Annotated in this window: 21 protein-coding genes; 17 read left to right on the forward strand and 4 right to left on the reverse strand. The window is 46.7% G+C overall.

What is annotated here, in order from left to right; all coding sequences use genetic code 11:
- From L5M38_RS14095 to map, 4 genes are all read right to left on the reverse strand, one after another.
- On the reverse strand, nt 1–188 hold a 188-nt coding region (locus L5M38_RS14095), incomplete at its 3' end, for a helix-turn-helix domain-containing protein (protein WP_263179487.1).
- A 194-nt stretch (nt 189–382) separates the two neighbouring features.
- Nucleotides 383–1,207, reverse strand: a complete 825-nt coding sequence (gene dapD, locus L5M38_RS14100) for a 2,3,4,5-tetrahydropyridine-2,6-dicarboxylate N-succinyltransferase (protein WP_263179488.1) — start codon at nt 1,205–1,207, stop codon at nt 383–385.
- 21 nt (nt 1,208–1,228) lie between these two features.
- Entirely contained in the window at nt 1,229–3,814 is a 2,586-nt protein-coding gene (glnD, locus tag L5M38_RS14105; RefSeq protein ID WP_168823186.1) for a bifunctional uridylyltransferase/uridylyl-removing protein GlnD, read from the reverse strand.
- Between the two features lie 33 nt (nt 3,815–3,847).
- Nucleotides 3,848–4,678 (reverse strand): type I methionyl aminopeptidase, encoded by an 831-nt coding sequence (gene map / locus L5M38_RS14110; protein WP_226058787.1) that lies wholly within the window; start codon nt 4,676–4,678, stop codon nt 3,848–3,850.
- A 283-nt stretch (nt 4,679–4,961) separates the two neighbouring features.
- Here map and rpsB point away from each other — a divergent pair, with 283 nt between their 5' ends.
- The 17 genes from rpsB (at nt 4,962) to tilS (ending at nt 24,965) form a co-directional block, all read left to right on the forward strand.
- A complete protein-coding gene (rpsB, locus tag L5M38_RS14115) occupies nt 4,962–5,690 on the forward strand; it encodes a 30S ribosomal protein S2 (protein ID WP_028760607.1) in 729 nt (242 codons plus the stop codon).
- Nucleotides 5,691–5,810: 120 nt separating this feature from the next.
- Nucleotides 5,811–6,662, forward strand: coding sequence for a translation elongation factor Ts (tsf, locus tag L5M38_RS14120; protein WP_028760606.1), 852 nt, complete (start codon nt 5,811–5,813; stop codon nt 6,660–6,662).
- Nucleotides 6,663–6,730: 68 nt separating this feature from the next.
- Nucleotides 6,731–7,468: a UMP kinase gene (pyrH, locus tag L5M38_RS14125; protein WP_006080981.1), complete on the forward strand. Its 738-nt coding sequence runs from the start codon at nt 6,731–6,733 to the stop codon at nt 7,466–7,468.
- Nucleotides 7,469–7,489: 21 nt separating this feature from the next.
- The gene (frr, locus tag L5M38_RS14130) at nt 7,490–8,047 is read left to right on the forward strand and encodes a ribosome recycling factor (RefSeq protein WP_012088724.1); all 558 of its coding nucleotides are present in this window, start codon (nt 7,490–7,492) and stop codon (nt 8,045–8,047) included.
- An 81-nt stretch (nt 8,048–8,128) separates the two neighbouring features.
- Entirely contained in the window at nt 8,129–8,956 is an 828-nt protein-coding gene (locus L5M38_RS14135; RefSeq protein ID WP_028760605.1) for an isoprenyl transferase, read from the forward strand.
- 20 nt (nt 8,957–8,976) lie between these two features.
- Nucleotides 8,977–9,834: a phosphatidate cytidylyltransferase gene (locus tag L5M38_RS14140; protein ID WP_105249720.1), complete on the forward strand. Its 858-nt coding sequence runs from the start codon at nt 8,977–8,979 to the stop codon at nt 9,832–9,834.
- A gap of 4 nt (nt 9,835–9,838) precedes the next feature.
- Nucleotides 9,839–11,029 (forward strand): 1-deoxy-D-xylulose-5-phosphate reductoisomerase, encoded by a 1,191-nt coding sequence (ispC, locus tag L5M38_RS14145; protein ID WP_263138103.1) that lies wholly within the window; start codon nt 9,839–9,841, stop codon nt 11,027–11,029.
- 39 nt (nt 11,030–11,068) lie between these two features.
- A complete protein-coding gene (gene rseP / locus L5M38_RS14150; protein ID WP_263165821.1) occupies nt 11,069–12,439 on the forward strand; it encodes a sigma E protease regulator RseP in 1,371 nt (456 codons plus the stop codon).
- 31 nt (nt 12,440–12,470) lie between these two features.
- Nucleotides 12,471–14,954, forward strand: coding sequence for an outer membrane protein assembly factor BamA (bamA, locus tag L5M38_RS14155; RefSeq protein WP_263138105.1), 2,484 nt, complete (start codon nt 12,471–12,473; stop codon nt 14,952–14,954).
- Between the two features lie 64 nt (nt 14,955–15,018).
- On the forward strand, nt 15,019–15,516 hold the full coding sequence (locus L5M38_RS14160; RefSeq protein ID WP_028760600.1) for an OmpH family outer membrane protein: 498 nt from the start codon (nt 15,019–15,021) through the stop codon (nt 15,514–15,516).
- A gap of 3 nt (nt 15,517–15,519) precedes the next feature.
- Nucleotides 15,520–16,545 (forward strand): UDP-3-O-(3-hydroxymyristoyl)glucosamine N-acyltransferase, encoded by a 1,026-nt coding sequence (lpxD, locus tag L5M38_RS14165; protein WP_263165823.1) that lies wholly within the window; start codon nt 15,520–15,522, stop codon nt 16,543–16,545.
- 31 nt (nt 16,546–16,576) lie between these two features.
- On the forward strand, nt 16,577–17,041 hold the full coding sequence (gene fabZ, locus L5M38_RS14170; protein ID WP_006080990.1) for a 3-hydroxyacyl-ACP dehydratase FabZ: 465 nt from the start codon (nt 16,577–16,579) through the stop codon (nt 17,039–17,041).
- On the forward strand, nt 17,038–17,808 hold the full coding sequence (lpxA, locus tag L5M38_RS14175) for an acyl-ACP--UDP-N-acetylglucosamine O-acyltransferase (protein ID WP_028760598.1): 771 nt from the start codon (nt 17,038–17,040) through the stop codon (nt 17,806–17,808). The genes fabZ and lpxA overlap by 4 nt, the downstream gene beginning before the upstream one ends.
- 241 nt (nt 17,809–18,049) lie before the next feature.
- Nucleotides 18,050–19,228 carry a lipid-A-disaccharide synthase gene (gene lpxB, locus L5M38_RS14180; protein WP_113938987.1) on the forward strand — a complete coding sequence of 393 codons (1,179 nt, stop codon included), beginning with the start codon at nt 18,050–18,052 and terminating at the stop codon, nt 19,226–19,228.
- Entirely contained in the window at nt 19,228–19,860 is a 633-nt protein-coding gene (gene rnhB / locus L5M38_RS14185; protein WP_263165825.1) for a ribonuclease HII, read from the forward strand. The genes lpxB and rnhB overlap by 1 nt, the downstream gene beginning before the upstream one ends.
- A gap of 150 nt (nt 19,861–20,010) precedes the next feature.
- Entirely contained in the window at nt 20,011–23,484 is a 3,474-nt protein-coding gene (gene dnaE / locus L5M38_RS14190; protein ID WP_263144935.1) for a DNA polymerase III subunit alpha, read from the forward strand.
- 41 nt (nt 23,485–23,525) lie between these two features.
- Nucleotides 23,526–24,965 (forward strand): tRNA lysidine(34) synthetase TilS, encoded by a 1,440-nt coding sequence (tilS, locus tag L5M38_RS14195; RefSeq protein ID WP_263165827.1) that lies wholly within the window; start codon nt 23,526–23,528, stop codon nt 24,963–24,965.
- Nucleotides 24,966–25,017: the final 52 nt, after the last annotated feature.

A 25,017-nucleotide genomic window follows, 5' to 3' on the forward strand; every position in this document is an offset into this window, starting at 1 on the left:
GTGTAATCGGCAAGGTGATTACGTACAGTGCTTTCATGAATGCGTAATGCTTGAGAAATCATTGCCGGGGTCCAGCCTTCGGATGCAAGCAGTACTGCTTTGATGCGGTCACGAATACGCCCGTCACGCGTTTGAGCATGCTGGGTCTCTAGGACTTGTTTTTGTTCAGGAGTAAGGAGTAGTTTCATAATCGTTAGCTTGATCCTCATTTCACTGAAAATCAAGCATCTTCATTGATCACGGGTATAAGTACTTTATTAAACAGTTATTATAAAGCTGGGCAGTGATCGCTCAATCGTAGGCTAAATTTTACCGACAATAAAAAAGATGCCCTTAGGCATCTTTTTATGGAACTCATGTTATCGAACAAATGCTGTGACTGTTAATCAACAATACGCAGTAATTCGTTGATACCCACTTTACTACGGGTTTTTGCATCGACTTTCTTAACGATAATAGCGGCATAGAGGCTGTACTTGCCACAGGCTGATGGTAAGTTGCCAGAAACAACAACAGAGCCTGCTGGTACACGACCGTAATGCACTTCGCCGGTTTCGCGATCATAAATTCGAGTACTTTGGCCGATATACACACCCATGGAAATCACTGAGCCTTCTTCAACCACGACGCCTTCAACAATCTCAGAACGCGCACCGATAAAGCAGTTATCTTCGATGATGGTTGGGCCCGCTTGCAATGGCTCAAGTACGCCACCAATACCTACACCGCCAGATAAATGCACATTTTTACCGATTTGTGCACATGAGCCAACGGTCGCCCAAGTGTCAACCATAGTGCCTTCATCAACATAGGCACCTAAGTTCACATAGGATGGCATCAACACGGTATTTTTACCTATGAATGAGCCTTTACGTACTGTCGCCGAAGGCACTACACGAATGGCTTCCGCTTTAAAGCGGGCTTCATCATATTCGGCAAATTTTAACGGCACTTTGTCGAAGTATTTGGTTTCGGCGCCATCGATAACCACGTTATCGAAAATACGGAAGGACAGTAATACCGCCTTTTTCAGCCATTGGTGCACATGCCATTGTCCGTCGATTTTCTCGGCGACACGGACTTCACCTTTGTCGAGCATATTGATGACATTTTGCACATCGTCACGCACACCGGCGTCAACTGTGCTTGGTGTGATGTCGGCGCGCGCTTCAAAAGCCGCCTCAATACGTTGGCGTAAAGCCTCCATTTACTTCTCCCACTGGTCTCGTTAATTAACTGATTCGATATTCTTTGCACTCAGGGCACTGATTAAAGCGTCCCTGAGGGTATTCTCTTGGGTTTCGTTAAGTTGCAAGCCGTCATTGGTCTGCAGCATAAAAAAGTCTTCGGCTCGCTCACCAATGGTGGTGATTTTGGCCGCAAGTAATGTTGTGTTGCAACGGTAAAAGATATCCCCGACTTTTGCCAGTAATCCTGGAGAATCTAAGGCGATAAGCTCCATCATACTTGTACCATGACGACTGCTTTCGAGGAAACTCACTTGTGTCGGCACATTAAAAGGTTTCATCTTGCGCGATAGTTTTCTAAAGCGCGGCAGTTTTGGACTGTCGCTCGACAGGGCTTTCTCGAGCGCCTTACGGATACTTTGGATGCGTGAAAGCTGGCTAACGGGCTCACCATCCTGCTCTAAGATCACAAAGGTATCGAGGGCATAATTGTCTTTTGACGTCATGATGTTGGCATCATGGACGTTGATATTTTTATTGTCGAGTACCGCCATCACAGTTGCGAACAATTTAGGTCTGTCTTGGCAATAGACAAATAGCTCAGTACCACCACGGGTGGTGTGTTTGGACACTAAGACTAAAGGCTCATCCTGTTGTTTGTGCTTTAAAATTGCTTCGGCGTGCCACGCGACTTGATTTGGCTGATGGCGTAAAAAGTAATCTGCCTTAAAACGTTGCCACAGGGCATCGAGATCTTTCTCTTTCAATCCGCGGCGCAGCAGCTCTTTTTTCGCCTTAGCTTGGTATTCACGCACTCTGGCACGAATATCGACGGGTTTTTCTTTACCGCGGGCGAGCACCCTTTGGGTCGAAAAGTACAAATCGCGCAGCAGTGAGCCTTTCCAGTTGTTCCAGGTTTTTTCGTTGGTGGCGCAGATATCGGCGACGGTTAAGCAGTACAGATAGCTTAAATGCACGGCATCGCGGACTTTATTGGCAAAGTCGGCCACCACATCGGGATCGGAAATATCACGGCGCTGGGCGGTGACAGACATCACTAGATGATTCTCAACCAGCCAAGCGACTAGACGGCCATCGTGATCGTTTAACCCGTGCAGCTTACAAAAGGCGAGGGCATCGCTTGAGCCCAGTTTACTGTGATCGCCACCGCGGCCTTTGGCGATATCGTGGAAGATAGCGCCTAATACGAGTAAACCTTTTTTAGGCAGTTGGTTGATGAGAATCGAGCCTAAGGGAAATTCTTCCTTTTGTTCGGCTTGGGAAAAACGCTCGATATTGAGCAGTAATCTGTGGGTGTGTTCATCGACCGTATAGGCGTGGAACAGGTCGAACTGCATCTGGCCTTCAATATTTCGCCATGCGGGTAAATAGGCCGATAACACGCCGTGTTTATGCATTAAAGACAAAGCAACAATGCCGCGGGGATGGCGCAGAATTTCCATAAAGGCTTGGCGACAAAGCGGGTTTTCTTGTAAGGCTTGCGGCTGGGCGCGTCTTGCTCGGCGCAGCGAACGCAGCGTTGGTGCGTAGATACCTTTGATGTTGGAGTTTTTAGCGACCAACAAAAACAGCCGGACAATTTCTTCGCCGCTATCGAAAAGATCATCGCTTAGCGCTTCAATAAAAGTGCCGCGGCGCTGGTAGTGTTTATCTATCGATTGAATTTCTAAAGCTTTTGTATGCCCCAGTGTTGCCCGTTTAAACAGCTGCAGCAACATTTCGTTTAGCTCCATCACTCGACGTACCGTGCGATAGTAACGTTTCATCATTTGCTCAACAGCAAGCTGGGTGGCGTCTTCATACCCCATAAGCTCGGCAACTTGGCGCTGTACATCAAAGAGTAAGCGATTTTCATCGCGACCGACCACCATATGCAGAGCAAAGCGTAACTTCCACAAAAAGTGCTGACATTCGAGCAGCTCTTCTAATTCACCGGGCTCTAAAAAGTCGTATTGGACTAATTCTTCGAGGCGAGCGGCGCCAAAGTGACGCATGGCTACCCAAGCAATGGTTTGAATATCCCTAAGACCACCGGGACAACTCTTGATATTGGGTTCTAAATCGAAGGCACTGGCTCTGGCATGGCGGGCATTTTGCTCATCCCGTTTTGCGATAAAAAAATCGCTTGAAGTCCAAAAGTCACTTTGACGAATCGCATCATAAAGTTGATCGAATAAAAATTCGGGCCCTTCGAGCAATCGTGCCTCTAACAGATTGGTGGCTATGGTGATGTCTTCACGGCCGAGGATAATCGTGTCGTTTAACGTACGGACACTGTGGCCGATTTCCAGATTGGCATCCCATAGAAAGGCAATAAACTGACTGAGTGCTGCTTCGGCGGCGGGTGACAAGATATCATTAAACAGGAACAGCAAGTCGACATCCGAGTGGGGATGCAGCTCACCACGGCCATAGCCGCCCACGGCAATCAGGGCAATATCATATTCCCTTAGACCGTGCTGTTCCCAAGCTTGCTTGACAAGGGCATCGACAAATTGACAGCGCTGCGTGACGAGCTCTTCAATCGGGGTTTTAGCCTTAAAACTGGCCAAAAGAATCTGATTCTGTTCGATTAATGATTGTTTAGCGAGCAGAGCTATATTCATCGAGTCCCTTGTTTTTATGTTTGTTAGTGTGGCCTATCGCTCGTGATTGATAATACGTGGGAAATCCTCATCCTCACGCAGGGTAAGTACTTCAACCCCTTTTTCAGTCACCAGTAAGGTATGTTCCCACTGGGCTGAATTTTTACCATCGGAGGTCGTTACCGTCCACTTATCATCGCGATCGAGTATGGTCGTGTGGCGACCGGCATTGATCATAGGTTCAATGGTGAAACACATGCCTGGGCGTAATACTGTGTTATCGCCGTTACGGTAGTGCATGACCTGAGGTTCTTCATGGAAACCCGAGCCAATACCGTGGCCACAATAATCTTGCACGATGGAATATTTCTCAAGGCCTGTTTTGCTTGCTTTGATGAATTTTTCGATAGTATTGCCGATTTCACCCAGTTTTAAACCTGGACGAACCTTACGAATAGCTAAATACAAGCTTTCTTGCGCGATGCGGCACAGACGTTTGTCCTTCGCGCTCACTTCACCGATTAAAAACATCATCGAGGTATCGCCGTGATAACCGTCTTTAATCACTGTGATGTCGATATTGAGGATATCGCCTTCTTTCAATGGTGGGTTGTCGTTTGGAATGCCGTGGCAAATCACATGGTTTACAGAAGTACAAATGGATTTAGGAAAACCATGGTAGTTAAGCGGCGCCGAAATCGCACCTTGCTCTTCGGTATATTTGGCGCAGAGGTCATTGAGCTCATTGGTGGTCACGCCCGGTTTAACATGCGGCGCGATCATTTCTAATACCTGTGCGGCTAGTTTGCCCGCAGCACGCATTTTTTCAATTTCTTCAGCGGTCTTGATGACTATACTCATTGCGTTTTCTCTTGTGTCTTTAATGTCTGTTGGCCACGCAACCTAATGCAAAAATTTGTGCTTTAGGGCTATTTATGGTATAAAGCGCGCCGTTATGTTTAAGTCTTGATGAATTGTCTAAGCCAGCTTTTGCGCTGCTTTGATACTTGCAAGACTAAAGATGGCGGCCATTATACATGGCTATTTGTCTAAATACTAAATCACACACGTGTCGACACATTCTTCGGGGTGCCCTCAGTTGTTATATAAGGGGTCGAAGACATGGGATACGTGGAGGTCTAACCCCCTAAACTTTAAGGTAATAGAAATGACTACAGTTTCAATGCGCGATATGCTTCAGGCCGGTGTCCACTTCGGTCACCAAACCCGTTACTGGAACCCAAAAATGAAGCCATTCATTTTCGGTGCTCGCAACGGTGTTCACATCATCAACCTTGAGCATACTGTGCCAATGTTCAATGAAGCGCTAGCTTTCATCAGCAACGTAGCTTCAAAGAAAGGTAAAGTATTATTCGTTGGTACTAAACGTGCTGCTGGCGAAGCGATCAAAGAAGCTGCTCTGTCTTGTGACCAGTACTATGTTGATCACCGCTGGTTAGGCGGTATGCTGACTAACTGGAAAACCGTTCGTCAGTCAATCAAACGTCTGAAAGAACTGGAAAGCCAATCAGTAGACGGTACTTTCGACAAGCTGACCAAGAAAGAAGCGCTGATGCGTACTCGTGAGCTTGAAAAGCTGGAAAAATCTTTAGGTGGTATTAAAAACATGGGCGGCCTGCCAGACGTATTATTCGTCATTGGTGCTGACCATGAGCATATCGCTATTAAAGAAGCTAACAACCTGGGTATCCCTGTTGTTGCAGTTGTTGATACTAACTCTGCGCCAGATGGTGTTAACTACATCGTTCCTGGTAACGACGACGCTATGCGTGCTATTCGCCTGTACACTTCTTCTGTTGCTGCTGCTGCAAAAGCTGGCCGTGGTCAAGATTTGGCTGTTCAAGCTGAGCAAGACGGTTTCGTAGAAGCCGAATAATAATAAGGCGGGATGATTATCATCACCCTTATTAACCAAGATTTTTGATTGGTTAACAGGGGCCATTCGGCCCCTGTTTTATATCTGCAAATTAGTCGATTTTTTATAGAGGATTTAACAATGGCAATTACTGCTGCCCAAGTTAAAGAACTGCGCGACCGTACTGGCGCAGGCATGATGGATTGTAAAAACGCTCTGACAGAAGCTAACGGCGACATGGAGTTAGCAATTGACAACATGCGTAAGTCTGGCGCTGCTAAAGCGGCTAAAAAAGCGGGTAACATCGCTGCTGACGGTACAATTCTGATCAAGAATGGCGAAGGTTTCGCTGCGCTATTAGAAGTTAACTGTCAAACTGACTTCGTTGCTAAAGATTCAAACTTCTTAGCATTCGCGAACGCAGTATTAGATGCCGCTGCTGCATCTAAAGTGACTCTTGAAGATTTAAAAGCACAGTTCGAAGATGCACGCGTTGCATTGGTAACTAAAATCGGTGAAAACATCAACATTCGTCGTGTTGAGTACATCGATGGTGCAAACCTATCTTCATACCGTCACGGTGAGCGCATTGGCGTTGTTGTTGCCGGTGAAGCTGACGAAGAAACCTTAAAGCACATCGCAATGCACGTTGCTGCTTCTAAGCCTGAATACGTGAACCCAGAAGATGTTCCTGCAGAAATCGTTGCAAGAGAACAAGCTCTGCAAATCGAAATGTCAATGAACGAAGGCAAATCGGCAGAGATCGCTGAGAAGATGGTTCTTGGTCGTATGAAGAAGTTCACCGGTGAGATTTCTCTGACTGGTCAAGCTTACATCATGGAACCAAAGAAAACTGTTGGCGAAATTCTGAAAGAGAAAGGCGCTAAAGTCACTAACTTCATTCGTTTAGAAGTGGGTGAAGGTATTGAGAAGAAAGAAGAAGATTTCGCGGCTGAAGTTGCTGCTCAAATCGCTGCTTCTAAAAAGGCTTAATCGCCAACGCTAAATACCCCCAAGACCGCGGCAATAGCTGCGGTCTTGTTATGACCAGGATAAAAATTATGAGCACCAATCCAAAACCCGCATTTAGACGCATTCTTCTTAAATTAAGTGGCGAAGCACTGATGGGCGACGAAGGCTTCGGCATCGACCCTAAAGTATTAGATCGCATGGCTCAGGAAGTGAAAGAGCTGGTTGAGCTGGGTATTCAGGTGGGTGTGGTTATTGGTGGTGGTAATCTGTTTCGCGGTGAAGGCCTAGCAAAAGCAGGCATGAACCGTGTGGTGGGCGATCACATGGGTATGCTGGCAACGGTTATGAACGGCTTGGCAATGCGAGACGCCCTGCACCGTGCCTATGTTAATGCTCGTCTGATGTCAGCTATCCCGTTAAAGGGTGTGTGTGATGATTACAATTGGGCTGAAGCGATCAGCTTGCTAAAATCTGGCCGAGTGGTTATTTTTGCTGCCGGTACAGGTAATCCTTTCTGCACGACCGATTCTGCGGCCTGTTTACGCGGCATTGAAATCGAAGCTGAAGTCGTATTGAAAGGCACTAAAGTCGACGGTGTATACTCCGAAGACCCAATGAAGAACCCAGACGCCGTTAAGTATGATGAAGTGACTTATGCGGAAATTCTGGAAAAAGAATTAAAAGTAATGGACTTAGCCGCCTTTACTATGGCGCGTGATCACGACATGCCTATTTTAGTCTTCAACATGAATAAGCCTGGCGCTCTACGCCGCGTTATCATGGGTGAAGAAGAAGGCACGCTGATCAGAGCGAAAAAAGTTATTTAATGACCAAGAAGGACATTTAACGTGATTGAGAACATTAAGAAAGATGCGCAAGAGCGTATGGGTAAATGCGTTGACGCGACTAAAAACCAAATGGCAAAAGTGCGTACCGGTCGTGCCCACCCAAGCCTGCTGGATTCCATTCAAGTCTCTTACTACGGCACTATGACGCCACTAAACCAAGTGGCTAACGTGGGCGTTGAAGATTCACGCACTTTGTCTGTGACTGTGTTTGACCGTAGTGCTATCCAAGCCGTTGAAAAGGCTATTATGAGCTCTGATTTAGGTCTGAATCCTATGTCAGCTGGCGCGACATTACGTATTCCATTACCCGCGTTGACTGAAGAACGTCGTAAAGACTTCATCAAAGTGGTGCGTAACGAAGCTGAAAACGGTCGTATTGCTATCCGTAACGTGCGTCGTGATGCGATTTCTGAAGTGAAAAAGCTTGAAAAAGCTAAAGCTTGTACTGAAGATGATGTGCGTCGCAGTGAAGAAGAAGTGCAAAAGTTCACCGATGCTCACATTAAAAAGGTCGATGAGATTTTAGCGGCCAAAGAAATTGAGTTGATGGAAGTCTAATCTCAGTTCGATAAGCTAGAGTTGATGCGCCGTGTAGGGGTATACTACACGGCGTTTGTCTATTTTAAAGGGCTGTATTAGATGTCATCCACAGTGGAACTTGATCCGCACCCTAGGACGAGTGAGAGTGATTTATACACTCAAACGACCTTGCCGGGACAATTACCCGAACTCGTGAAACAGTCGTTACCTAAGCATGTTGCTATTATCATGGATGGCAATGGGCGTTGGGCACAAACCCAAGGTAAACCACGAGTGATGGGACATAAGGCTGGTGTTAAGGCCGTTAGAAGAGCCGTAAGCACGGCAAGCCAATTAGGCATTGAATCGCTAACCTTATTCGCATTTTCTAGCGAGAATTGGCGTAGACCGGATAAAGAAGTCAGCTTGCTGATGGAGTTGTTTTTTACCGTATTACAGCGCGAAATTAAATTGCTGGATAAGAATCAGGTTAAGCTCAACATTATTGGCGATATCAGCCGCTTTTCGGCGCGATTACAGAAGCAAATTGCTGCTGCTCAAGAAAAGACATCTCGCAATACTGGCTTGGTTCTGAATGTTGCGGCTAACTATGGTGGCCGTTGGGACATACTTCAAGCAGCACAAAAATTAGCGGAAAAGGTCGAAACTGGCGAAATGACCAGCAGTCAGTTCACCGAAGAAGCCTTAAGTGCACATTTGTGCATGCAAAATCAGAGTGAAGTTGATTTAATGATCCGCACGGGCGGGGACTGTCGCATCAGCAATTTTGTGCTGTGGCAGGCGGCCTATGCAGAATTGGTGTTTACCGACACCCTTTGGCCTGATTTCGATGAACAGGCTTTTCATGAAGCGATAGCCATTTTTGCAAGTCGCCAGCGCCGTTTTGGTCTGACTGGAAGTCAGATTGATGAGATGCGTGCATTGTAAAACCTCATGAGGGATTTTTTTTGCTAAAACAACGAATAATAACAGCAACTTGGTTAGTTCCATTAGTTTTGGGGGCGATATTTTTGCTCCCTGCCAGCTACTTCGCCTGGGCCTTAGTTGCCGTCTTCCTTATTGCAGCAAAGGAATGGGGAAGAATTATCGATAATCAGTGTGATGTCACTCAGTGGAGCTTTACCTTCACAGTCGGCATCCTATTGGTGGCAATTAATCTGATTGTGCCAATTGATGCAGTTTGGTTAAGCCACCAGTTACATCCTATCTATTTGGCCATTCTCTATATTGGTGCATTCTGGTGGTTAGCATCACTATTATTAGTGGTAACTTATCCTAAAAGCGCTAAGTTCTGGCAAAAGAATCCTATGTTTAAGTCCATGTTTGGACAGTTAACCTTAGTGCCTTGCTTTGTTGCTCTTATCGCGCTCAAATCTATTAGCTCACAAACTTCACCCTATTACGGCCCAGTATTAGTACTGTTAGTGATGTTGATTGTGTGGGCCGCAGATTCTGGGGCTTACTTCGTCGGTAAAGCGATAGGTAAAACGAAACTGATGCCTGCAGTGAGCCCTGCTAAAACCTTGGAAGGCCTAGTTGGTGGTTTAGTGACGACTATGCTCGTGGTTGCAGGTGTTATGTATTATTCGCCAGAGCAAGAACTGGGTTTAGTTGTGGCAGTGACCTTATTTGTTGCTTTAGTGTCAGCGCTGGGCGATTTATCTGAGAGTATGTTTAAGCGTGCGGCCTGTATTAAAGATTCTGGCACTATTTTGCCCGGTCACGGCGGCGTGCTCGACCGCATCGACAGCCTGACTGCAGCCTTGCCGGTGTTTACCCTGATCTACATTGCATTCTGGATGTAACGCTATGCAAAATATGGTGATTTTGGGTGCTACCGGTTCAATTGGTGCTAGTACCTTAAGCGTGATTTCGGCTAATCCATTGGCTTATAGCATCTATGGATTGGTGGCCAATGCGAGCGTTGATAAGATGCTGGCTTTGTGTGTAGCCCATAAACCGAAAGTCGCACATATGGTGGATGAAGAGGCTGCGAAACAGTTACGCGCCGTTTTACCCGCTGCGCTCAATATCCAAGTCACTACTGGCATAAACGATTTACTCGGTTTAGTGACGGCTGCCGAAGTGGATACCGTAATGGCAGCGATTGTCGGGGCGGCAGGGCTAGTACCAACCCTTGAAGCCGTGAAGGCGGGAAAGCGAGTATTACTGGCCAATAAAGAAGCTTTAGTCATGTCGGGTGAGTTGTTTATTGAGGCGACTAAGCGCTCTGGTGCTGTGCTATTGCCCGTGGACAGTGAGCATAATGCTATCTTTCAATGTTTACCCCTAGAAGTGCAGGCTAACCTCGGCCGTTGCGATTTAGCTGCGTCGGGTATATCCCATATTTTGTTAACCGGTTCTGGCGGACCTTTCCTGCGGTCGGATCTTGCGACACTTGCGGCCATGACGCCTGCCCAAGCCTGTAAACACCCTAATTGGTCCATGGGACCTAAAATCTCTGTTGACTCCGCCACTATGATGAATAAGGGTTTAGAGTTCATTGAGGCGCGGTGGTTGTTTAATACTCAGGCTGAGCAACTTAAAGTGGTTATTCATCCGCAAAGCGTGATCCACTCTATGGTGCAGTACCGTGATGGTTCGGTTATCGCCCAAATGGGTAACCCAGATATGCGCACACCGATTGCCCATTGCATGGCTTATCCGCAAAGAATTCATTCGGGCGTTGAACCTTTAGATTTTTTCAAAGTCGGACAGTTAAGCTTTTATGAACCTGATTTTGAACGTTTCCCCTGTTTGGCTTTGGCTATGGAGGCGTGTGCCCAAGGCCAAGAGGCTACAACCGTATTAAACGCTGCCAATGAGGTCGCTGTTGAAGCATTCTTGCAGGGGCAAATTGGTTTTACACAAATTGCAAAAGTGAATGAGGCTTGTTTAGTCACTGTGCCTAAACGTCCTATGGGCAGCATAGAAGATATTTTAGCCTTAGATGCGCAAACCCGCGTCTATGCGCGTGAGACATTAGCAAGCATCGCTTAGCAATAGCTGAGTGATTAAATTTATAACGTAAGGAGTGGGATGTTAGATTTTTTATGGAACTTAGGTTCTTTCATCGTTGCACTGGGTCTGTTAATTACTGCCCACGAATACGGCCATTTCTATATCGCGCGACGTTGTGGCGTGAAAGTCGAACGTTTCTCCATTGGTTTTGGTAAGGCTATTTGGCGCCGTGTTGGTAAAGACGGCACTGAATATGTGTTAGCCATGATCCCCCTTGGCGGCTATGTCAAAATGCTCGATGAGCGTGTTGAAGACGTTCCCGATGAATTAAAAGATCAAGCGTTCAATCGTAAAACCGTATGGCAACGTATTGCGATTGTGGCCGCAGGTCCAATTGCTAACTTTATTTTTGCCATCGTTGCCCTGTATTTTATGTATCTGATTGGTGTGCCATCACTTAAGCCTGTGATCATCTCGACGACCCCCGGGACTGCTGCTGCGCAAATTCAAATCACAGAGCCAATGCAAATAACGGCCATTTCCGGTCAGGCTGTGCGTAACTGGGAAGAGGTGAATTTAGCTTTAGTCGGCCACATAGGTGATGAAAGTCTGAGTGTATCGCTAACGCCATTGAATGGTTTGCAAGGTTTAGACTCTAGTGCGCGGTCTTATACCTTAGATACGCGTAATTGGCGTTTTGATCCTGAAAAAGAATCCCCGATTACGGCATTAGGGTTAGGGATTTATCGTCCCGAAATCGTCCCCACCATTGCTGCGATTAGTCCTGACAGTGCCGCTGCGAATAGTGAGCTAAAAGTCGGTGACACCTTAGTCGCAATAAATGGTAAAAATTATACCGATTGGCAGGCTTTTGTTGACATTATTCAACATTCTGCCAATGTGCCTGTGAGTTTAACTGTGCGTCGCAATGGCGAACAGTTTAATGTGGCAGTGACACCCTTAAGCAGTAAAAATGCCGATGGCCAAGAGATAGGTATGCTCGGGGTGAGCCCAACCCAAGCACAATGGCCAGACAATATGCGTTTACAACTTGAATATGGACCAATCGATTCTTTCGGTATAGCAGCGGATAAAACATGGCAACTTGTTGCTGTGAGCTTTAAGATGATTGGCAAATTATTTACCGGCGATGTGTCGGTGAAAAACCTGAGTGGACCCATTTCGATCGCACAGGGTGCGGGCAGTAGTGCAAACTATGGCTTGGTCTATTTTCTCGGGTTCCTCGCGCTCATCAGCGTCAATTTAGGCATCATTAACTTGCTGCCTTTACCTGTGCTCGATGGGGGACACCTGCTGTATTACTTTATTGAAGTAATAACTGGTAAACCTGTACCTGAAAAGGTGCAGGAAATAGGATTCAGATTTGGGGCAGCAATACTGCTGATGTTGATGAGCGTTGCGCTTTTCAATGATTTTGCCCGACTCTGAGCAAGGACAGACTAATAATTAGAAGTGCTCTATGAGATTGAATAAACTTTTTGCCTCGATGTTATTCGTCGGTGCGTCGTTTTCAGGGACTGTGTTGGCTGATACTTTCCAACCGTTTGAAGTGACCGACATCCAAGTTGAAGGTTTGCAACGAGTTGCACTCGGTGCTGCCTTGTTAAGCTTACCAGTAAAAGTAGGTGACACTGTTGACCAGTTAAGAATCCAGCAAGCGATTAAAAGCTTGTATGCATCGACTAACTTTGAAAATGTCTCCGTGAGCCGAGATGGCGGCGTATTAGTGGTGAAAGTCACTGAACGTCCTACCATCAGTGCCGTGACATTCGATGGCAACAAAGACATTAAAGACGAACAGTTACAGGAAAGTCTGGACGGTTCTGGCGTTAAAGTCGGTGAGTCGCTCGATCGCACTATGTTGACCGGTATTGAAAAGGGTCTGCAGGATTTCTACTACGGCGTGGGTAAATACGGCGCGAAAGTGGAAGCTCAAGTGATTAACTTACCCCGTAATCGGGTTGAGCTGAAATTTAAGTTTACCGAAGGTTTAGCGGCCGAAATCCGCCAAATTAACGTGGTCGGTAATCATGAGTTCACCGATGCTGAGTTGATTGGCATGCTGGAACTTAAAGATTATGTGGCTTGGTGGGATCTGTTCGGCGAACGCCGTTATCAGAAGCAAAAGCTGCAGGCCGATCTCGAGACCATCAAAACCTATTATCACAATAAAGGTTATATCCGCTTCGAAGTCACCTCGACTCAAGTGGCCATGACGCCTGACCGTAAAGGTTTATATATCACCATCAACGTAGATGAAGGTGAGAAGTATAAAGTTAAAGAAGTAAACCTGACGGGTGATTTGATGGGCCGTGAAGAGTTGATGAAATCAATTCTGCCAATCAAAGCAGGTGATATGTACAACGGCGGTGATGTGACTTTCACCGAAGAAATGTACAGCAAGTATTTAGGCCGCTTCGGTTATGCTTACCCTGAAGTGAAAACCTACCCTGAAATTGATGATAAGACTAAAGAAGTCACCTTAAACATCAATGTTAAACCGGGTAAACGTGTTTACGTACGGGCGATTAACTTCACTGGTAATACAGTGACTAAAGATGAAGTGATGCGCCGTGAGCTGCGTCAGATGGAAGGCGCTTGGTTAAACTCAGCGCAAGTTGAGCAATCTAAAGCCCGTCTTAACCGTTTGGGCTTCTTTGAAACCGTTGACACTGAAACCATTCAAGTGCCGGGTACTGATGACTTAGTTGATGTTGCGGTTAAAGTGAAAGAGCAGCCATCGGGCTCATTTAACGCGGGTGTCGGTTATGGTACTGAATCAGGTCTGAGCTTGCAGTTTGGCGTACAGCAAAACAACTTCTTAGGTACAGGTAATCAAGCGGGTATTAGCTTGAGTACAAATAAGTACTCTAAAAACGTTAACTTATCCTATACCGATCCGTACTGGACAAAAGACGGAGTGAGTTTAGGCGGGAGCGTTTATTGGAGTGAGTTTGACGCCAATGAAGCTAACTTAGAACGCTATAAAAACAGTTCGTATGGTGTGGCGCTTAACTCGGGTTTCCCGATTAACGAATACAACCGTATCAATGGTGGTATTGGCTATCGTCACAACACGATTTCTGAAATTTCTGCCTATGAGCAGGCACGTCGTTTCTATAACATCTATCGTGATGATGATCCGAATGCCGACTTAAGTTTTGATAACTTCGAACTCAGCCTAGGCTGGTATCGTAGTACCTTGAACCGTGGCACTTTCCCAACAGATGGCTCGTCCCAGCGTCTGAATGGCAAAATGACTTCGCCAGGGTCTGATTTACAGTATTTTAAGACAGACTTTGACACTAACTTCTATTTTCCTGTTAACCGCAGTCAGAGCGTTGTGCTCTTGGCCCGTGGTCGATTAGGTTATGGTAACGGTTATGGTCAATTTAATGATAATGACCAAATTTTGCCTTTCTGGGAAAACTATTACTCAGGTGGTAGTAGCTCACTACGTGGCTTTAAGTCAAACTCGGTCGGTCCTCGCTCCTTCTATATGTATAGTGGTAGCGAACCTTGCTTGGATCCATCGGGTGATGGTTGTAACTTCCCTCAACCGGATCCTGATAGCATTCAAGTCAGTTCTGGCCGCTCTATCGGTGGTAATGCTCTTGCAACGGCAAGTATGGAGTTGATTGTACCAACCCCATTCTTGGATGAGGCTTACACTAACTCAGTTCGTACTAGCTTCTTCGTCGATGCGGGTAACGTCTGGGATACTGAGTTTGACTATGATTTTTATCGAAATAGTTTGCCTGCGGAAGAGTTTGCTAAGTTACAGGACTTTAGTGATCCAGCACGCCTGCGCGCCTCTTGGGGCCTGAGTGTGCAATGGTTATCACCTATGGGACCTATGGTGTTCAGCTTGGCGTGGCCGCTTAAAGAATATGAAGGTGACCAAACGGAGATCTTCTCTTTCAATATTGGCAAAACTTTTTAAAAGGCATACACTCGGCAAGTTTTGCTGACAATAACAAGGTAACAAGGAGTTTATTTTGAACAAGATGGTAAATTGTGCGCTGATGACGTTAGTTTTGTTAGGCGCGCCGTTAGTGGCACATGCTGAGAAAATTGCCGTAGTGGATATGGGCGCTGTGTTTGAACAGCTCCCACAACGTGAACAGATCTCTCAATCTCTGAAGAAAGAGTTTGGTGATCGCGTAGCTGATGTCCAAAAAATGCAAGAAGAAATGCGTTCTCTGATGGAGAAACAGCAACGTGATGGTGCATTAATGAACGATGCACAAAAAACTGAGCTGGTTCGTAAAATGGAATCGCTAAAATCTGAATATCAGTTAAAAGGCAAAGCATTGGATGAAGACCTACGTCGTCGCCAAGGTGAAGAGCAAAATAAACTGTTAGTTAAAGTGCAAAAAGCCATCAACACTATCGCTGAAAAAGACCAATATGATTTGGTATTACAACGTGGTGCTGTCATTTATGTTAAGCCTAACGCTGACATCAGTGGCAAAGTGGTTGAAGCCTTAAGCAAAGGCAAGTAATAGATGAATAGTGTGACTTTAAAAGAGCTATGCCTGTTATTAGACGGTGATATCCAAGGCGACGAAACGCTAATTATTAATAGTGTGGCGACCTTAGAAAATGCCAAGGCGGGTCAGATCTCTTTTTTAGCCAACAGTAAATACCGCTCTCAGCTTGAGGCAACTCAAGCGAGTGCGGTGTTATTGTCAGCTAAAGATGCGCAGGATTATCAAGGTACTGCGTTAATTGTAAAAGATCCATATGTCGGTTTTGCTCGTGTTGCTCAGTATTTGGACACGACACCCAAAGCGGCGGTAGGTATCCATCCTTCGGCACAAATTGATTCTTCAGCCCATTTAGGGGAAGGTGTCGCTATTGGCGCGAATGCTGTGATTGGTGCGAACGTCATTTTAGGTGAAAATGTGCAGATTGGTGCCGGTGTTGTGCTGGGACAAGATGTGGTTATTGGCTCAAAAACACGTTTGTGGGCTAATGTCACAGTCTATCACGATGTGCATTTAGGACAGGATTGTATTATCCATTCGGGTGCCGTATTAGGCTCAGATGGTTTTGGTTATGCTAACGAACGTGGTCAGTGGATTAAAATTCCGCAGACAGGTGGCGTGCGTATTGGCGATCGGGTTGAGATTGGTGCTAATTCAACGGTAGATCGTGGGGCATTAGGCCATACAGAGATCCACGACGGTGTGATTATTGATAACCAAGTGCAAATTGCCCATAACGATATTATCGGCGAAAATACTGCTATCGCAGGCAGTACTACTGTCGCAGGCAGTGTCACTATCGGTAAATATTGTATTATTGGCGGTAGTTGTGCCATCGCAGGTCATTTGAGCATTGCCGATGGTGTGCATGTGTCTGGTGCTACCAATATCACCACTAATATGCGTGAGCCTGGCTTATACTCTTCTGCCACCGTGGCAATGGAAAATAAACTTTGGCGTAAAAATACAGTTCGTTTCCGTCAGTTAGATGAACTGTTCCAGCGTGTTAAAACGTTGGAAAAAAATTTAAAAACACCAGATTAATTGCCCCAAGGCAATTTGAGGAACTCGGTTCGTGTCTAATCAAATGAACACTATGGATATTAAAGAAATACTTAAATATCTACCCCATAGATATCCATTCCTATTGATCGATCGTGTGCTTGATTACACTCCTGGTGTTAGTCTGCAGGCGATCAAAAACGTTTCAATAAATGAGCCATTTTTTCAGGGACATTTCCCGATACAACCTGTGATGCCAGGTGTGCTTATTTTAGAAGCGATGGCACAGGCAACTGGCCTGTTAGCCTTTAAAACGATGAGTAGTGATGTACCACCGCCAGGTGTGTTGTATTACTTTGCTGGTATCGATAATGCGCGTTTTAGACGTGTGGTTGAGCCAGGAGATCAAATTCATTTTGATGTCAAAATGATTAAAGAGCGCCGCGGGATTGGCGTTTTCTACGGTGAGGCCAAAGTGGATGGTGAAGTGGTTTGTTCCGCTGAAATCATGTGTGCCCGCAGAGAGATTAGTCAGTGATAGATACATTAGCGTTTGTGCATCCCGATGCAAAAATTGGCAATAACGTCACTATTGGCCCTTGGACCTATATCGGTGCGGGCGTCGAAATTGGTGATGATTGTTGGTTGAGTTCCCATGTGGTGGTCAAAGGTCCAACGATTATCGGCAAAGGGAATCGTATTTTTCAATTCGCCTCCGTTGGTGAAGAATGCCAAGACAAAAAGTACGCTGGCGAGCCGACACGACTGATCATTGGCGACAATAACGTCATCCGTGAAAACGTGACCATTCACCGCGGTACAGTTCAAGATAACAGTGAAACCCGTATTGGGTCGAATAACCTGTTTATGAACTATGTGCATATCGCCCATGACTGTGTGGTCGGCGATAATGTCATCATGGCGAATAACGCATCTATTGCAGGTCACGTGCACGTCGGTGACTGGGCGATTTTAGGCGGTATGACAGGCGTACATCAGTTTGTGCATATTGGTGCCCATGCGTTTACTGCCGGTTGTTCTTTAGTTTTGCAGGATGTGCCTCCTTTTGTGATGGCAGCGGGTCAACCGACAGTGCCTCGCGGCTTAAACAGCGAAGGTATGAAGCGTCGCGGTTTTTCTAAAGAAAGCCAGTTAGCCGTGCGTCGTGCTTATAAAACGTTATATCGTAGCAGCTTAACGGTAGAAGAAGCGATTGAAGCATTAGCTGAAGATGCGCAGAACGATGAGCAAGTCAAATTACTGCTTGAGTTTGTAAAGTCATCGAGTCGCGGCATTATTCGCTAACTTGATGACCACATGACAACAAAAGGGCATTTTTATGCCCTTTTGTATTATTGGTTTAAGCCTTTTTTGTGGTAGACGTAGTCGTTAAAAATGCGTTTATTCATCAATGCATTCGACCATAAATGAGCTTAGTCATTAATTGAATCATTAACTTAACATAAGTGTAGGCTTGGAACGATGCATTTTAGGTGTGGTTTACCTCTTCATCCAATGCCATTAATTCATGAGACGTGATTGGTTTATGAGCAATAAAACTCCATTAGTGTTTGCCATGGTTGCCGGAGAACTCTCAGGCGATATTTTAGGTGCAGGTTTAATGGCTGCGCTGCAAAAGACCCATCCCGATGCGCGCTTTGTCGGTATCGGTGGACCCCGCATGGAAGCCCTAGGCTTCAAATCCCTGTTTGCGATGGAAGAACTCGCAGTGATGGGAATCGTTGAAGTGTTATCTCGTCTACCTCGCTTATTAAAAGTGCGGTCATCCTTGATTAAAGAGATCACCGCGCTTAAGCCCGATTGTTTTATTGGCATAGATGCACCGGATTTTAATATAGGCCTCGAGCTTAAACTTAAAGCCCGCGGTATTAAAACCGTCCATTATGTGAGCCCATCCGTGTGGGCATGGCGCCCAAAACGTATATTCAAAATCGCGAAGGCGACCCATATGGTGTTGTCGTTATTGCCATTTGAGAAAGCTTTTTATGACAAGCATCAAGTACCTTGCACCTTTGTGGGTCATACCTTAGCGGATGATATTCCGTTGCGAAGCGATAAAGCGGCGGCGCGTCAGTTACTTGAACTCGATGCCGATGCAGAATATTTAGCTATTCTACCGGGATCCCGTGGTGGCGAGTTAAAGCAACTGGCTGAGCCTTTCGTGAAGGCGGCTTTACTGATTAAACAGAACTTCCCTGATATACGTTTTGTGACGCCACTGGTCAATCAAAAACGCCGTGAGCAATTTGAGCAAGCGCTGAAGGATTTTGCACCGGATCTCGAAATTCATATGGTCGAAGGTCAGTCGCGCGAAGTCATGGCGGCTGCCGATGGCATTTTATTAGCATCTGGCACCGCGACGTTAGAAGCCATGTTGGTCAAGCGTCCAATGGTGGTGGCTTATCGTGTTAGCCCTATGACCTATTGGATTGCTAAGCGCATGATGCAGGTCGAGCGTTTCTCGTTACCGAATCTACTGGCTGGAAAAGATCTCGTCCCTGAGCTCATTCAAGAAGATTGCACGCCAGAGAAAATAGCTGCAGCGGTCACAGTCGAGTTAAATCGAGATTTTACGCCGCTCAAAGCTGAGTTTGATGCCCTGCACCAAGTGTTACGCCGTGATGCGAGCTTAAAAGCCGCTGAAGCGGTAATGGCACTGGTTGAGCCTAAACCAAGTCATGCTAAATCGCTGGAGGCTAACTAGTGGCAACTTTTAAAAGTTTAACCGAAGCCGATTTGCTGGCCTTTTCGACGGGATTAATTGCTGGTGTGGATGAAGTCGGCCGTGGGCCATTAGTCGGCGATGTAGTGACTGCGGCTGTGATTTTAGATCCAAACAAGCCCATCAGTGGTCTGAATGATTCCAAGAAACTCAGTGAGAAGCGCCGCGAAGCTTTGTTTGATGAGATTTGTGAAAAAGCCCTGTGTTATCACGTGGGCCGCGCAAGTCCTACTGAAATCGATACGCTTAATATCTTGCATGCCACTATGTTGGCAATGCAGCGCGCGGTTGCTGGGCTTAAGATTGCGCCTGCGTTGGTGTTAGTCGATGGCAATCGCAGTCCAGCATTTGTTGCCCATAATGGCGCCTCGCTTACCAGTCACAGCATCATTAAAGGTGATGGTTTAATTGCCAGTATTAGTGCCGCATCGATTATCGCCAAAGTGACGCGGGATCGTGAGATGGATGTGCTCGATGCTGCTTATCCGCAATACGGTTTTGCTAAGCATAAGGGCTATCCGACTAAGGCGCATTTTGAGGCCATCGCCGAACATGGGGTGTTTGACCAATATCGTAAAAGTTTTAAACCCGTCAAGGCATTACTGGGGCTGTAAGCTGTGCTCCCAAGCTACCTGAAGATACGAGTTTCAGGTTGTTTGGGTATAAGTTCCCGTTATCCAGCAAAGTCACTGGCTCTGGCTGCGTGACTTTGTTAGTCTGCTTTCTAGTTATTGTTAACCTGCTATTCAAAGATAATCCTAATTATGTCCGATCCTCGTTTTGTGCATCTTCGTGTCCACAGTGACTTCTCTATGACCGATGGCGTGGCCAAGGTCAAGCCTATTTTGGCGCAGGTAGAAGCGCAGGGAATGGCCGCGGTCGCCTTGACTGACCAAAATAACTTTTGTGGTTTGGTGAAGTTTTACAGTGGTTGCCATGGTGCGGGGATCAAGCCGATTATTGGTGCCGATTTTTGGATGCAAGTGCCTGGATTTGACGGTGAATTATGCGCCTTAACCATCATTGCGATGAACAATGTCGGTTATCAGAATCTGACCCAAATCATCAGCCAAGCCTATTTGCGTGGCCAAGTGGCCGGCCGTGTAGTGATAGACCAAGAGTGGTTACTCACTTATAACGAAGGCATTTTGCTGTTATCGGGCGCCAAAGAAGGCGATCTGGGTAAGGCATTGCTCAAGGGCAATGGCACACAAGTCGAATCTTTATGCGACTTTTATCAGACCCATTTCACTGACCGTTATTTCCTCGAACTGATCCGCACAGGTCGCCCCGATGAAGAGCGTTATCTGCATATGGCGGTGGCCTTAGCGCAGGAGAAGGGCATCCCTGTTGTGGCGACCAATCAGGTGGTGTTTCTTAAACCCGAAGATTTTGATGCCCATGAAATTCGGGTGGCAATTCACGATGGCTTTACCCTTGCCGATCCTCGTCGACCTAAAAAATACAGTGAACAGCAGTATTTGCGTAGCGAAGAGGAAATGTGTGAACTATTCGCCGACATTCCTGCGGCGTTGGCGAACAGTGTCGAAATCGCTAAACGCTGTAATGTAACGATCCGTTTGTACGAATATTTCCTGCCCAACTTCCCGACGGGCGATATGTCCATTGAAGACTTTCTGGTCGACTGTTCGAAGAAGGGTCTTGAAGAGCGGCTCGAGTTTTTGTTCCCTGATCCTGAGGTGCGCGCCGAGAAACGCGGCGAATACGATGAGCGCCTCGACATTGAACTTAAAGTGATCAACCAGATGGGGTTCCCCGGTTACTTCTTGATCGTGATGGAGTTCATCCAATGGGGTAAAGATAACGGTATTCCAGTCGGGCCTGGTCGTGGCTCGGGCGCGGGTTCACTCGTGGCCTATGCGCTTAAGATTACCGACTTAGACCCATTAGAATTTGACTTACTGTTCGAGCGATTCCTCAACCCTGAGCGGGTTTCTATGCCCGACTTTGACGTCGACTTTTGCATGGATAGACGTGATGAAGTGATCGACCATGTGGCCGAATTGTACGGCCGCGAAGCGGTATCGCAAATCATCACCTTCGGAACTATGGCGGCAAAAGCGGTTATTCGTGACGTTGGCCGTGTGCTGGGTCATCCCTATGGCTTCGTTGACCGAATTTCTAAACTCATTCCACCAGAACCTGGGATGACGCTGGCGAAAGCGTTTGAGGTCGAGCCAGCCCTGCAAGAATCCTATGATGCCGATGAAGACGTAAAAGATTTGATCGACATGTGTCGCAAGCTCGAAGGTGTGACGCGTAACGCGGGTAAACACGCGGGTGGTGTGGTGATTGCACCGACTAAAATTACCGATTTTGCGCCGCTCTATTGCGATGCAGAAGGTAAAAACCCTGTAACACAATTCGATAAAAACGACGTCGAAACCGCAGGTTTAGTTAAATTCGACTTTTTGGGTTTACGTACTTTGACCATTATCGACTGGGCACTGGAAATGGTGAACAAGGTCGAGGTCAAAAACGGTCGCCCACCTGTGCGTATCGAAGCGATTCCGTTAACGGATGCGGCATCTTTCCGCTTGTTGCAAAAATATGAAACCACGGCGGTATTCCAGTTGGAATCCCGCGGTATGAAGGATTTGATTAAACGTCTGCAGCCTGACTGTTTTGAAGACATGATCGCACTGGTGGCATTGTTCCGCCCTGGGCCTTTGCAATCGGGCATGGTAGATAACTTCATCGAGCGTAAGCATGGGCGCGAGGAAGTATCGTATCCCGATTCTCAGTACCAGCATGAATCCCTAAAAGAACTGCTATCGCCGACCTACGGTATTATTCTGTATCAAGAGCAAGTGATGCAGATTGCACAGGTGTTATCGGGTTACACCCTTGGCGGCGCCGACATGTTGCGCCGTGCTATGGGTAAGAAAAAGCCCGAAGAGATGGCCAAGCAGCGCAGTATCTTTAAAGAGGGCGCAATCAATAACGGCGTCGATGGCGACTTGTCGATGAAGATCTTCGACTTAGTGGAAAAGTTCGCTGGCTACGGTTTTAACAAATCTCACTCAGCCGCCTATGCGCTTGTGTCTTATCAGACCTTATGGCTAAAAACCCATTATCCTTCGCAGTTTATGGCGGCGGTAATGTCGGCTGATATGGACAACACAGATAAAATTGTGACTTTGGTCGATGAATGCGAGCGTATGGGATTACCGCTCATTCCTCCGGATGTGAACAAAGGCTTGTTCAAATTTACCGTCGATGATGATTTGCGCATTGTTTATGGCATTGGCGCCATTAAAGGCGTGGGTGAAGGTCCAGTTGAATCGATTTTAGAGGCGCGTAAAGATGGCCCCTTCGTGGATTTATTCGATTTCTGTGCCCGTATCGATTTGAAAAAGCTCAATAAGCGCGTGATTGAAAAGCTGATCTGCGCGGGCGCACTCGATACTCTAGGGCCGCATCGTGCGTCTATGATGGCAACCTTGCCCGAAGCGATTCGCGCTGCTGATCAACATGCCAAAGCCGAGGCGATTGGCCAACACGATATGTTTGGTTTGCTCAACAGTGAACCCGAAGACAGTAAGCAGCAGTTTGTCGAATGTACCCCATGGCCAGATAAAATTTGGCTCGAAGGCGAGCGCGAAACCCTAGGCTTGTATTTGACTGGTCATCCGATCAATCAATATTTAAAAGAGCTTAAGCATTACACGTCCGGTCGTTTGAAAGATGTGCATCCCACCGAACGCGGTAAAACCGCTAAGGCTGCGGGTTTAGTGGTGGCAACGCGAGTGATGCTGACCAAACGCGGCTCGAAAATGGGTCTGTTGACGCTCGATGATAAGAGCGCACGTCTTGAAATCATGTTGTTTACTGAAGCCTTTGAAAAGTTTAATCATCTGCTGGAGAAAGACCGCATCCTCATTTGTGAAGGTGAGGTGAGTTACGATGATTTTGCCGGCGGTAACCGTATGACGGCGCGTAACATCATAGATATCAGTGAGGCGCGCAGCCACTTTGCCAAAGCGCTGGAAATTGATATGGATGGCAGCGAGTTAACGCCATCGGCGTTAGACACTTTCGAGCAAGCCCTAAGCCCGTGGCGTAACGGCGCTGTGCCTGTGGTGATTAATTACACTCAAGCTCAAGCCAAAGGTCAGTTTAGACTCGCCGATGCTTGGCGAGTGAATCCAACCGATGATTTAATGCTTTCGCTCGAATCATTGCTCGGGCCAAACAAGGTGAGAATTTTATTCTAATGTTGGCGAATGTCTTAGGTGTAAACAGATGAAGTTAACTTATGTCGGCTAAGTTTGACGAAGCATTGACTGCTGGCGATCTCAGCGCGCATATCAGTGCTTTTTTGGCTGCGCAATCGTTAGCCCCTGACTGCAAGTTAGTGCTGGCTTACAGTGGCGGAGTTGATTCCGAAGTCTTAGCCTTTGGTTTAAGCCGGTTTGCACGGCAACACCCGGAGTTTACTTATCAGCTAGTGTATGTACACCATGGCCTAAGCGATAACGCTGAGGCTTGGGCACAGCATTGCCTTGAGCGGGGTCTGCATTACGGTTTGCCTGTTACGGTTGAGCGAGTCACGGTTAATCGCGGGCCAAGATTGAGCCTTGAAGCCGAAGCGCGCAAAGCGCGTTATCTGGCGATTGAGCGGCATTTAAGTGCCAATGATGTGTTGCTGACGGCTCACCATGAAGACGATCAGCTTGAGACTATCTTACTGGCACTCAAGCGGGGTCAGGGGCCTAAAGGGCTGGCGGCCATGGGACAAGTGCAAGCATTAACACATGGCAGACAACTGCGGCCGTTATTGGATATCAGCCGTGAGCAAATTGAAGCCTACGCAAAACAGCAGGGCTTAGTGCATATCGAAGATGAAAGTAATCAAGACGATAAGTACGATCGAAATTTTTTACGCTTAGAAATCATTCCCCGCTTAAAAGCGCGTTGGCCGAGTATTGCGACAACTGCGAGTCGCAGTGCGGCATTGTGCGCCGAACAACAGGCGACGCTGGATTTACAGGTGAGTGAACGTTTACCTTTATGGTTAACCCAAGCCCCTTACCATACTCAAAGTGTATTCAAGCTCGATGGTTTTGCCGAACAGTCAGCCGACTGGCAAGCGTTACTCTTACGTGGCTTTATTGAATCCCAAGGTTTTGCTTTGCCCTCAAAGGTGCAGCTTAAGCAAATCATCACTCAGCTTCTTAACGCGAAAGACGATGCTAAAGTGCATATTCGAGTGGGTGAGTGTGAAATCCGTCGCTTTGCTAATCAAGTCTATTTATTCAAGTATCAAACTCACAAACGTCACACTCAGCCTGTGAGTTGGACCTTGCCACAGCATGACTTTATTTCTTTATTACAGGGAGATAGTACCGAATTAGTCGTGTCGCCTGCGGGCTTAGCGAATGGTGAGCAGATTAGGCTGATAGTGACAAAACAAGGTCCCAGAGTCCGTTTACCTTGGCCTGATGAAGTCGTTAGTGTGCGTTATCAACTTGCGGGACAATTTCGCTGCCACCCTAATTCTCGGGGTAAGGGGCGAGAATTAAAGAAACTGTGGCAAGAGTTTGCCATTCCGCCTTGGGTACGCGAAAAGGTGGGGTTTGTGTTTTATGGCGAGCAACTGGTGATGGCAATTGGACTGTGGGTTGAAAAGGGCTTTATTGTTGAGTCGAATGGACTTGGTTTACAGGTGTTTGTTGAGGAAGCAAAGGAATTCTAGTCGAGAGTTAATCTTGGAATATTGGTGTGTTCTAGGAAAGCGAGAGGAGAGT

Source organism: Shewanella sp. SM101, assembly GCF_025654465.1.
In the GTDB taxonomy this organism is placed as follows: domain Bacteria; phylum Pseudomonadota; class Gammaproteobacteria; order Enterobacterales; family Shewanellaceae; genus Shewanella; species Shewanella oncorhynchi.

What these genes read in the sequence shown, in the direction of transcription:
- dapD (WP_263179488.1), bottom strand. Translation starts at nt 1,207, where the DNA reads ATGGAGGCTTTACGCCAACGTATTGAGGCGGCTTTTGAAGCGCGCGCC.
- glnD (WP_168823186.1), bottom strand. Translation starts at nt 3,814, where the DNA reads ATGAATATAGCTCTGCTCGCTAAACAATCATTAATCGAACAGAATCAG.
- rpsB (WP_028760607.1), top strand. Translation starts at nt 4,962, where the DNA reads ATGACTACAGTTTCAATGCGCGATATGCTTCAGGCCGGTGTCCACTTC.
- tsf (WP_028760606.1), top strand. Translation starts at nt 5,811, where the DNA reads ATGGCAATTACTGCTGCCCAAGTTAAAGAACTGCGCGACCGTACTGGC.
- pyrH (WP_006080981.1), top strand. Translation starts at nt 6,731, where the DNA reads ATGAGCACCAATCCAAAACCCGCATTTAGACGCATTCTTCTTAAATTA.
- L5M38_RS14135 (WP_028760605.1), top strand. Translation starts at nt 8,129, where the DNA reads ATGTCATCCACAGTGGAACTTGATCCGCACCCTAGGACGAGTGAGAGT.
- ispC (WP_263138103.1), top strand. Translation starts at nt 9,839, where the DNA reads ATGCAAAATATGGTGATTTTGGGTGCTACCGGTTCAATTGGTGCTAGT.
- rseP (WP_263165821.1), top strand. Translation starts at nt 11,069, where the DNA reads ATGTTAGATTTTTTATGGAACTTAGGTTCTTTCATCGTTGCACTGGGT.
- bamA (WP_263138105.1), top strand. Translation starts at nt 12,471, where the DNA reads ATGAGATTGAATAAACTTTTTGCCTCGATGTTATTCGTCGGTGCGTCG.
- L5M38_RS14160 (WP_028760600.1), top strand. Translation starts at nt 15,019, where the DNA reads ATGGTAAATTGTGCGCTGATGACGTTAGTTTTGTTAGGCGCGCCGTTA.
- lpxD (WP_263165823.1), top strand. Translation starts at nt 15,520, where the DNA reads ATGAATAGTGTGACTTTAAAAGAGCTATGCCTGTTATTAGACGGTGAT.
- lpxB (WP_113938987.1), top strand. Translation starts at nt 18,050, where the DNA reads ATGAGCAATAAAACTCCATTAGTGTTTGCCATGGTTGCCGGAGAACTC.
- dnaE (WP_263144935.1), top strand. Translation starts at nt 20,011, where the DNA reads ATGTCCGATCCTCGTTTTGTGCATCTTCGTGTCCACAGTGACTTCTCT.
- tilS (WP_263165827.1), top strand. Translation starts at nt 23,526, where the DNA reads ATGTCGGCTAAGTTTGACGAAGCATTGACTGCTGGCGATCTCAGCGCG.